This is a genomic window from Acidovorax delafieldii 2AN (assembly GCF_000175235.1).
Lineage (GTDB): Bacteria > Pseudomonadota > Gammaproteobacteria > Burkholderiales > Burkholderiaceae_C > Acidovorax > Acidovorax delafieldii_B.
On sequence record NZ_ACQT01000160.1, the window covers coordinates 1 to 8738 of the forward strand.

Annotated in this window: 10 protein-coding genes; 6 read left to right on the forward strand and 4 right to left on the reverse strand. The window is 66.5% G+C overall.

Translation table 11 applies throughout. From position 1 onward, the window contains the following. The coding region (locus ACDELDRAFT_RS16055) for a GlxA family transcriptional regulator (RefSeq protein ID WP_005798694.1) at window positions 1–577 on the forward strand (577 nt) is incomplete at its 5' end. A gap of 27 nt (window positions 578–604) precedes the next feature. Here ACDELDRAFT_RS16055 and ACDELDRAFT_RS16060 read toward each other — a convergent pair. Both ACDELDRAFT_RS16060 and murJ read right to left on the reverse strand, forming a co-directional pair. Further along, complete coding sequence (locus ACDELDRAFT_RS16060; protein WP_005798695.1) at window positions 605–1456, reverse strand: SirB1 family protein; 852 nt, start codon at window positions 1454–1456, stop codon at window positions 605–607. Between the two features lie 89 nt (window positions 1457–1545). Beyond that, window positions 1546–3111, reverse strand: a complete 1566-nt coding sequence (gene murJ / locus ACDELDRAFT_RS16065; RefSeq protein WP_005798696.1) for a murein biosynthesis integral membrane protein MurJ — start codon at window positions 3109–3111, stop codon at window positions 1546–1548. A gap of 181 nt (window positions 3112–3292) precedes the next feature. On the opposite strand from murJ, the gene rpsT reads away from it, so the two are divergent. After that, entirely contained in the window at window positions 3293–3592 is a 300-nt protein-coding gene (gene rpsT, locus ACDELDRAFT_RS16070; protein ID WP_005798697.1) for a 30S ribosomal protein S20, read from the forward strand. A gap of 307 nt (window positions 3593–3899) precedes the next feature. Here rpsT and ACDELDRAFT_RS16075 read toward each other — a convergent pair whose 3' ends face one another. Continuing rightward, window positions 3900–4223 (reverse strand): DUF3579 domain-containing protein, encoded by a 324-nt coding sequence (locus ACDELDRAFT_RS16075; protein ID WP_005798698.1) that lies wholly within the window; start codon window positions 4221–4223, stop codon window positions 3900–3902. A 229-nt stretch (window positions 4224–4452) separates the two neighbouring features. Between ACDELDRAFT_RS16075 and ACDELDRAFT_RS16080 the strand changes: the two genes are divergently transcribed. From ACDELDRAFT_RS16080 to ACDELDRAFT_RS16095, 4 genes are read left to right on the forward strand one after another with little or no spacing between them, the layout of a single operon-like run. Next, window positions 4453–5649 (forward strand): aspartate aminotransferase family protein, encoded by a 1197-nt coding sequence (locus ACDELDRAFT_RS16080; protein WP_005798700.1) that lies wholly within the window; start codon window positions 4453–4455, stop codon window positions 5647–5649. A gap of 22 nt (window positions 5650–5671) precedes the next feature. Beyond that, window positions 5672–6592 carry an ornithine carbamoyltransferase gene (gene argF, locus ACDELDRAFT_RS16085; protein WP_005798702.1) on the forward strand — a complete coding sequence of 307 codons (921 nt, stop codon included), beginning with the start codon at window positions 5672–5674 and terminating at the stop codon, window positions 6590–6592. Between the two features lie 31 nt (window positions 6593–6623). Beyond that, a complete protein-coding gene (locus ACDELDRAFT_RS16090) occupies window positions 6624–6908 on the forward strand; it encodes a YciI family protein (RefSeq protein ID WP_232504794.1) in 285 nt (94 codons plus the stop codon). A 14-nt stretch (window positions 6909–6922) separates the two neighbouring features. Beyond that, window positions 6923–7258 carry a YkgJ family cysteine cluster protein gene (locus ACDELDRAFT_RS16095; RefSeq protein WP_005798704.1) on the forward strand — a complete coding sequence of 112 codons (336 nt, stop codon included), beginning with the start codon at window positions 6923–6925 and terminating at the stop codon, window positions 7256–7258. A 33-nt stretch (window positions 7259–7291) separates the two neighbouring features. Here the strand turns inward: ACDELDRAFT_RS16095 and ACDELDRAFT_RS16100 are convergent, their stop codons facing one another. Beyond that, window positions 7292–8452 (reverse strand): sensor domain-containing diguanylate cyclase, encoded by a 1161-nt coding sequence (locus ACDELDRAFT_RS16100; protein WP_005798705.1) that lies wholly within the window; start codon window positions 8450–8452, stop codon window positions 7292–7294. Window positions 8453–8738 lie beyond the last annotated feature (286 nt).

The window sequence follows — 8738 nt, forward strand, 5'->3', positions numbered from 1 at the left end:
CACGCACCACCAGCACCTTGACGAGCTGGCGCTCGCCGAACCCCGCTGTGATGTGGTGGCCAACCGCGTTTTCGTGGCCGACGGCCCGCTGCACAGCAGCGCGGGCGTGACCACAGGTATCGACCTCACGCTGCAGCGCATTGCCGACACCTGTGGCCCGGCCATCGCAGCCCAGGTGGCGCAGACGATGGTGGTGGCCCTGCGGCGCGGGCCGCACGATCCTGAACTCTCGCCCTTTCTGCACCACCGCAACCACCTGCACGCCGCCCTGCACCGCGTGCAGGACGCCGTGGGCCAGCAGCCCCAGGCCCCGTGGAACGTGCCGGCCATGGCCGAGGTGGCGCACACCTCGCCGCGCCACCTCACGCGCTTGTTTCTGGAACATGCGGGCATCGCGCCGCTGCAGTACCTGCGGCGCATCCGCCTTGCGGCGGCCGAAGCGGCATTGCAGTCGGGCCAGAATGTCACCCAGGCGGCAGCGCTGGCGGGGTTCAGCTCGGATACGCAATTGCGCCGGGCATGGCACCAGTTCGGCCGCGCGGGAACGCCCTCGCAGCCTGGCGCGCACGCCGCGTGAACGGCCGCACCCGCAGAGCGCGAAACGTTACTGGCCCAGGCGCCGCAAGGCTGCAAGCCGCTCGGCGATGGCATCGACGTCCAGCCCGTCCTCTGCATGCGCCAGGTAGGTCTGCAGATCGGTCACCGCCTGCGCCACGTTGCCGCGCTCCGCGTGCGCCAGCCCGCGGTCGCGCCATTCGCCCCACGCCTGCGGCAGCAGCACGATCAGGTGGTCCTGCACCGAGATCAGGCGCTGCCAGTCTTCCTGCGTGCGGTGCACTTCCTTGAGATTGCGCAGCATGCGCGCAATGATGTCGCGCGGCGTGGCCGCCTGCAGGTACAGACCCAGCGGCACGTCGTAGTCGTCCACCAGGCCGCTTTGGCGCTTGTAGGGCTCCAGGCGCTCGGACAGTTCTTCACGGCTGAGCGACTGCCCGGAGACAGGGTCCATCACCACCTGCCCCTTGGGCAGCAGCACCTTCACCATGAAATGGCCCGGAAAAGCGATGCCCCGCACATGCAGGCCCAGGCCTTGCGCCAGTTCCATCCACAGCACGGCCAGCGATATGGGGATGCCCAGGCGTGTGCGCAGCACGGCATTGAGGTAGCTGTTTTCGGGGTCGTAGTAATTGTTGACGTTGCTGGTGAAACCCAGGTCGCTGAAGAAGAACTGGTTGAGCATGCGCAGGCGCTGCAACGCCGGCGCATCGGCCGGCATGCGCCGCTGGATGCGCGCCAGCAACTGGTCCATATCGCCCAGCAGTTGCTGCACGTCGAGGTCGATGTATTCGTCCTGGGCCAGGCTGGCCGCTGCTTCGAGCAGCGGAAAATGCTCGTCGCTCTGCACCAGGGCGGCGAAGTATTCCAGCGAGGTCGGAACGGAATAGCTGAGGGACATGGCAGGGTTGTACGGTGGGCGCTGCGCGGCGTCAAGCCACGCAAGGACGCGGTTCTCTCCAGGTGTTTCGCGGCGCCGCAGTTGTGCTTTCAGCGGCGCAGCATCTGGCGCATCTTGAGCCCTGCCGCCCACAGCGCGCCGAAATACAGCGCCACCGAGGCGCACAGCACCAGCGCCAGCAACCCTGCGCGCTTACCGCCCTGGCCGCGCATCTCCACCCACGGGAAATACTGCGCCGCCCACAGCAGCAGCACCGCCAACAGCGCGCTGGCGGCCACCACCTGCAGTGCAAAGCGCGCCCAGCCAGGCTGGGGCCTGTAGCTGCCCCGGCGCAGCAGCCCCACCAGCAACCACAGCGCGTTGACCAGCGCGCCCAGCCCGATGGACAGCGCCAGCCCCGCATGGGCCATGAGAGGCACCAGCGCGGCGTTGAGCAGCTGGGTGATGACCAGCACCACGATGGCGATCTTCACGGGCGTGCGGATGTCCTGGCTGGCGTAGTAGCCAGGCGCCAGCACCTTGATGGCCACCAGCCCCAGCAGGCCAGCGCCGTACCCAGCCAACGCAATGGCGATCTGCCCCACGTCGCTGTCCAGCAGCGCGCCATGGTGGAACAGCGTGGCCACCAGCGGCGTGGCAAAGGTCAGCAGCGCCACCGCGCAGGGCACGGCCAGCAGCACCACGATGCGCAGGCCCCAGTCGAGCATGGCCGAATACCGCTGCGCATCGCCCGCTGCCTTGGCGGCGGCGAGCTGGGGCGTCAGCACCACGCCCAGCGCCACGCCGAGCAGCGCGGTGGGGAATTCCATCAGCCGGTCCGCGTAAAACAGCCACGTCACGCTGCCGGGTGCAAGGTACGACGCGATCTGGGTGTTGATCATGAGCGACACCTGCGCCACGCCCACCCCGAGCAGCGCGGGGGCCATGAGCGTCAGGACGCGGCGCACGCCCGGCTCGGCCCAGGCTGCGCGCACCGCGCCCCAGGTCACGCCAATGCGCGGCAGCAGGCCCAAGCGGTGCAGCACGGGCAACTGAACGGCCAGCTGCAGCACGCCGCCCAGCATCACGCCGCCGGCCATGACATAGATGGGCTCTATGCCCCGGGCCGCCAGCTGCGGCGCACCCAGCCAGGCCGCGGCGATCATGCACAGGTTCAGCAGCACCGGCGTGGCGGCCGGTACGGCAAAGCGCTTCCAGGTGTTGAGCACGCCCGCCGAGAGCGCCACCATGGACATGAAACCAATGTACGGAAACATCCAGCGCGTCATGACCACGGCTGCGTCGAAGCTGGCCGGGCTCTGCCGCAGGCCGCTGGCAAGCAGCCACACCAAAAGCGGCGCGCCCACCACGCCCAGCACACAGGTGAGCAGCAGCACCCAGGCCAGCGCCGTCGCCACGCTGGCAATGAGGATGCGCGTGGCGGCCTCGCCATGCTGGGCCTTGGAGGCGGCCAGCACAGGCACGAACGCTTGGCTGAACGCGCCTTCGGCAAAAAGGCGCCGGAACAGATTGGGAATGCGGAAGGCGACGTTGAAGGCGTCGGTCAGCGCATTCGCACCAAACATCGAGGCCATCAGGAGGTCGCGCACCAGGCCCGTCACACGGGAGGCCAAGGTCAGCACGGAGACGGTGGAGGCGGCTTTGAGCAGGGACACCGCCGGGAGTGTATTCGCTGCCCGCCCCTGCGCCGCGGCACTGCCCCGGCTGTTGCGTACCCTTACCTGGCGGCGGCACGCTCCGCCCGGCTGCACTGGGGGGGTGCTGCGCACGCGCCATCGACTAGGCTATAATCGCGGGCTTTGCTGGCATCATCCTCAGACATCAAGGAACACATCCATGGCATCCACCAAGCCCAAGAAGAAGAACCCGCGCCTGGCGTCGGGCCGCAAGCGCGTCCGTCAGGACATCAAGATCAACGCCGCGAACACCTCGCTGCGTTCCAAATACCGCACCGCCGTCAAGAACGTCGAAAAGGCTGTTCTGGCTGGCGACAAGACGAAGGCGACCGAACTGTTCGCCAAGATGCAGGCCGTGGTTGACACCGTGGCCGACAAGGGCATCTTCCACAAGAACAAGGCTGCTCGCGACAAGAGCCGCCTGTCTGCCAAGGTGAAAGCCCTGGCACTGGCCGCCTGACCCTCTTCAGGCAAACAGCCCGGACGGCCTGCGCCGTTCGCCGTTTGTAACGGGTGCGCTGCCAGCAACGAAAAAACCGCCTTCGGGCGGTTTTTTCGTTGGTGCGCCGGTAGCGGGCCAAGGCCGAGCCCCTGCCCCCCCCAAAACCACCGAACACGGGAATATCGGGATCCGCCCAGTTATGGCGCGGAGAGATCGCTGCAAGGGAGCTACAGGAGGCAAGGCGGTACAACAGACACCAAAGGCCAGGTTGGCCCGGTATCCCCGCGGAGGTCCAAACGCCCTCGCAAAAGAAGCGGCCGCCGGTTCAGGGAAGCGCAGGAGGCGCGTCGGGCAACAGACAGGCTTCGACCATCTGCAGGTTGTTGTCCCGCGCGAAATTGATGACGAAATCCCAGGCCATGGGCTCGTGGTCGCGCAAATCGCTATGCACCACCACGCACTTCACACCATTGAGCGTAGTGGGAATGCACCAGGGGGAATAGCTCAGATGGCTGCCGGGCTTCGCTCCGCCAGGGCGAAAGCAACTCATCACGCCGGCCAGCCGCTCGGCCCAATCGCTGGGACGAAAGGTTTTCCCTTCGTGGGTGATGCCCTGAATGAAGACTTCTTTGGAGGAGAGGGAAACCATCGGGGGTCTGAGTGGTGAGGTGGCGGATACTGCAGGATCACCGCATGCTGCGCCGCAACGCGTATTCTAACTCTTATATAAGAGCTAGCCTCAACCGCCCTCGCCCAACGCATTGCAGTGATGCGCAATCGTCATCCGCAAACACCTGCGCTCGCCCTAGAATCGTGCTTCGCTTTTTTGGGTTCGGGCCTGCGGGCCGGCCTTTCACGCACTGTCTGGAGATCACTGCATGACCGCTTTCATTGAGGCCGCCTCGCCCCACGTGATGAACACCTATGGCCGCGTGCCGATCGCCCTGTCGCATGGACAAGGCTGCCGGGTGTGGGACGTGAACGGCAAGGAGTACCTCGACGCCCTGGGCGGCATTGCGGTGAACACGCTGGGCCACAACCACGCCAAGCTGGTGCCCGCGCTGCAGGACCAGATCAGCAAGATCATCCATTCGTCCAACTATTACCACGTGCCCGGCCAGGAGCAACTCGCAGCCAAACTGGTCGAGCGCTCGGGCATGACCAACGTGTTCTTCTGCAACTCGGGCCTCGAAGCCAACGAGGCCGCGCTGAAGATCGCACGCAAGTACGGTGTGGACCAGGGCATCGCCAAACCCGAGATCGTGGTGTACGAGAAGGCCTTCCACGGCCGCTCGATCGCCACCATGTCGGCCACGGGCAACCCCAAGATCCACAGCGGCTTCGGCCCGCTGGTCGAAGGTTTCATCCGCGTGCCGCTCAATGACATCGAAGCCATCAAGAAGGCCACCGAAGGCAACCCCAACGTGGTGGCGGTGTTCTTCGAAACCATCCAGGGCGAAGGCGGCATCAACCCCATGCGCGTCGAATACCTGCAGCAGCTGCGCAAGCTGTGCGACGAGCGCGGCTGGCTCATGATGATCGACGAAGTGCAGTGCGGCATGGGCCGCACCGGCAAGTGGTTTGCCCACCAGTGGGCCGGCATCGTGCCCGACGTGATGCCGCTGGCCAAGGGCCTGGGCTCGGGTGTGCCGATCGGCGCCGTGGTGGCCGGCCCCAAGGCCGCCAACGTGCTGCAGCCTGGCAACCATGGCACCACGTTTGGCGGCAACCCCCTGGCCATGCGTGCGGGCAATGAAACCATCCGCATCATGGAAGAAGACGGCCTGCTGAATAACGCCACCACGGTGGGGCTGCACCTCAAGACCACGCTGCAACACCAACTCGGTGGCCTGGCGGGTGTGAAGGAAGTGCGCGGCCAGGGCCTGATGCTGGGCGTGGAACTGGCCAAGCCCTGTGGCGTGCTGGTGGGCCGGGCTGCGGAGGCCGGCCTGCTGATCAGCGTGACGGCCGACAGCGTGATCCGCATCGTGCCGCCGCTGATCCTCACCATCGCCGAGGCAGACGAAATCGTCGCCAAGCTCACCCCCCTGGTCAAGGCCCTGCTGGCGGAATGAGCCGGCCCGCAACGAAACCACCATGAAACATTACCTTCAGTTCAACGACCTCACCGCCGACGAATACGCCTACCTGTTCGAGCGTGCCGCGCTCATCAAGAAGAAGTTCAAGGCCTACGAAAAACACCACCCGCTTGCAGACCGCACGCTGGCCATGATTTTCGAGAAGGCCAGCACGCGCACGCGCGTGAGCTTCGAGGCCGGGATGTACCAGCTGGGCGGCAGCGTGGTGCACCTGACCACGGGCGACAGCCAGCTCGGCCGCGCCGAACCCATCGAGGACAGCGCCAAGGTTATCAGCCGCATGGTGGACCTGGTGATGATCCGCACCTTTGAGCAGACCAAGATCGAGCGCTTCGCGGCCGACTCGCGCGTGCCCGTCATCAACGGCCTGACCAATGAGTTCCACCCCTGCCAGATCCTGGCGGACATCTTCACCTATATCGAGCACCGCGGCTCCATCCAAGGCAAGACGGTGGCCTGGGTGGGCGACGGCAACAACATGGCCAACACCTGGCTGCAGGCCGCATCGCTGCTGGGCTTCAAGGTGCACGTGAGCACCCCCCGTGGCTACGAAGTGGATGAAAAATTGGCCGCAGGTGCAAGTGGAATAAGCGCCGGTAGCTATCAATTCTTTAGCAATCCGCTCGAAGCCTGCAAGGGCGCAGACCTGGTCACCACCGACGTGTGGACCAGCATGGGCTACGAGGCCGAGAATGAAGCCCGCAAGGCCGCCTTCGCCGACTGGTGCGTGGACGCTGAAATGATGGCCGCCGCCAAGGCAGACGCCCTGTTCATGCACTGCCTGCCTGCGCACCGCGGCGAAGAGGTCGAAGCCGACGTGATCGACGGCCCGCAATCCGTCGTCTGGGACGAGGCGGAAAACCGCATGCATGTGCAGAAGGCGCTCATGGAATACCTGCTGCTCGGCCGCGTGGCCTGACATGGCAGACGCCGCGCCTTCGCTCTTTGCGGTGCGATTTCACGATCACGCCCACCAAGTCTCCGTGCGCCAGGCACAGATGCAGGCCCACCTCGCGTGGCTGGATGGCCACCAGGAACACATCCTGGTGGCCGGCTCGCTGCGCCGAGACCCAGGGCTGCCGCCGGTGGGCGGGTTGTGGGTGGTGCGTGCGGACAGCCGTGCAGAGGTGCAGGCGCTGGTCGAAACCGACCCCTTCTGGCGGCATGGCTTGCGGGCGTCGTGCGAGATACTGCACTGGTCCAAGGCATTCCCCGACCGTGCAACCCCTGTCTGAGCCGCCGCCGCACAATGCCCATCGCTCCCCACCCCTGCCTGACCTGCGGCGCATGCTGCGCGAGTTTCCGCGTGGATTTCTCGGTGCATGAGACGCAGGAAGGAGGCGGTGACGTACCCGACGGCCTGGTGGTGGAAGTGACCGGCACCACCTGCCGCATGCGCGGCACCGACCACAGCCCGCCGCGCTGCGCCGCGCTCACGGGCAAGCTGGGTACTCAGGCCGCCTGCGGCATCTACGAATGGCGCCCCTCGCCCTGCCGCGAATTCGCAGCCGGCAGCGATGCCTGTGACCGGGCACGCATGCGCCACGGGTTGCCGCCCTACCCCGCCGAAGCACCGATTTGCTGATGCACGCCTGATGGAGTCGCCGCCCGCAGGGCCTCACGGCGCCGGACTTGTGGGCGACGCCACGGCATCGGCGCCGCCTGCCGGAGCAGGCCTTGCCGCACTCACGCGGTTGCGTCCCTCGGCCTTGGCCTGGTAGAGCGCCCGATCGGCCCTGTCGATCAGCGCCGCCGGAGACAGTGCCGCGCCCAGGGTGCAGGCCACCCCCACGGACAGCGTGACCGCCACCGGCTGGCCATCGGCACACCACTGCCGATCGGCCACCTTCTGCCGAAAAGCCTGTGCACGCGCCAGCGCCGCGTCCAGGGCCATGCCCGGCAGCACCAGCAGAAACTCTTCTCCGCCATAGCGGCAGCAGATGTCGTTGGCCCGTGTGCCTTCCAGAAGCAATGCAGCCACCTGGCACAGCACGTCGTCGCCGGCGGCGTGGCCCAGGCGGTCGTTGATCAGCTTGAAATGGTCCAGGTCCATCAGCAGCACCGCCAGCGGCAGGCCGGCACCCGCGCTGGCGTCCAGTTCACGCGGCAGGGCGGTGTTCAGGTAGCGGCGGTTGTAAAGGCCGGTGAGGGGGTCGCGATTGGCCTGCTCGGTCAGCTGGGCCTGCAGCGACTGGACCGCCTGCAACTGGCTCTGCAACTGCGCCTGGCTCTGGCGCAACTGGGCCCGGGTATTGGCCAGCACCACGGTGCGCGTATGGGCACCCCTGGCAAACAGCACGAGATAGGTCGTGAGGCATCCCATGCTGAGGGCGCTGACCAGCAACGACGTATCGGGGGTAAAACGCCAGCCGGTCACGGCCACGGTCAGCGCGGCGCCCAGCGCCGCTGCGGCAAGCGCCTGCACAGCGCCCTTGCCCGCCCGGAACGCGGTCACATTGATGCAGCCGCAGATGATCAGCATGTAGCCAATCCACAGCGGAAAACCCAGGGCAGCCGCCCACAGGCCGAAGCAGAAATTGTCGAGCAGCATGTTCTGGATCTCGGCCGCCAGCGGGTCTTTGGCGCGGCGGGCGCGCAGGTAGACCACGTGCGGATAGACGACAAACTGCGCCAGCATGGGCACCCACGCCCCCGTCCCCAGACCGATGTCCCGGAAATGCACCCCCAGCACCGCCACCACGAACAACCATGAGGCACTGCGGTTGCGGTAGTTCATCCGAACCACCCAGTGGGTGGATGCAGCAGGTACGGTGGTCATGGAAACGAAGCGCGGCTACACAAAAGGCGATCAACCCCGCGCGAAGGGCGGCTCGGCCCCGAAGACGCCCAGCGCCGGGCTGCGCGGGGAATGTATCGCACTGTAACCGCATTTGATTGCGAGAGCGCATGTGGTTGGGGGCGTGCTGCGCGGCGTTGCGCGGGCGTTCAGCGGCCGCGCCTGATGCCGCCATGCATGGACCCGGCGAACGCGTCCGCACGCACGCGCCACCGGATCCACCCGGTCAAAAGCTGGCCGCCAGCGTGCGCGACCCGCCACCACACCC

Excerpts from the sequence above, each read along its gene's own strand:
- ACDELDRAFT_RS16060 (WP_005798695.1), bottom strand. The coding sequence starts at position 1,456 with ATGTCCCTCAGCTATTCCGTTCCGACCTCGCTGGAATACTTCGCCGCC.
- rpsT (WP_005798697.1), top strand. The coding sequence starts at position 3,293 with ATGGCATCCACCAAGCCCAAGAAGAAGAACCCGCGCCTGGCGTCGGGC.
- ACDELDRAFT_RS16075 (WP_005798698.1), bottom strand. The coding sequence starts at position 4,223 with ATGGTTTCCCTCTCCTCCAAAGAAGTCTTCATTCAGGGCATCACCCAC.
- ACDELDRAFT_RS16080 (WP_005798700.1), top strand. The coding sequence starts at position 4,453 with ATGACCGCTTTCATTGAGGCCGCCTCGCCCCACGTGATGAACACCTAT.
- argF (WP_005798702.1), top strand. The coding sequence starts at position 5,672 with ATGAAACATTACCTTCAGTTCAACGACCTCACCGCCGACGAATACGCC.
- ACDELDRAFT_RS16095 (WP_005798704.1), top strand. The coding sequence starts at position 6,923 with ATGCCCATCGCTCCCCACCCCTGCCTGACCTGCGGCGCATGCTGCGCG.
- ACDELDRAFT_RS16100 (WP_005798705.1), bottom strand. The coding sequence starts at position 8,452 with ATGACCACCGTACCTGCTGCATCCACCCACTGGGTGGTTCGGATGAAC.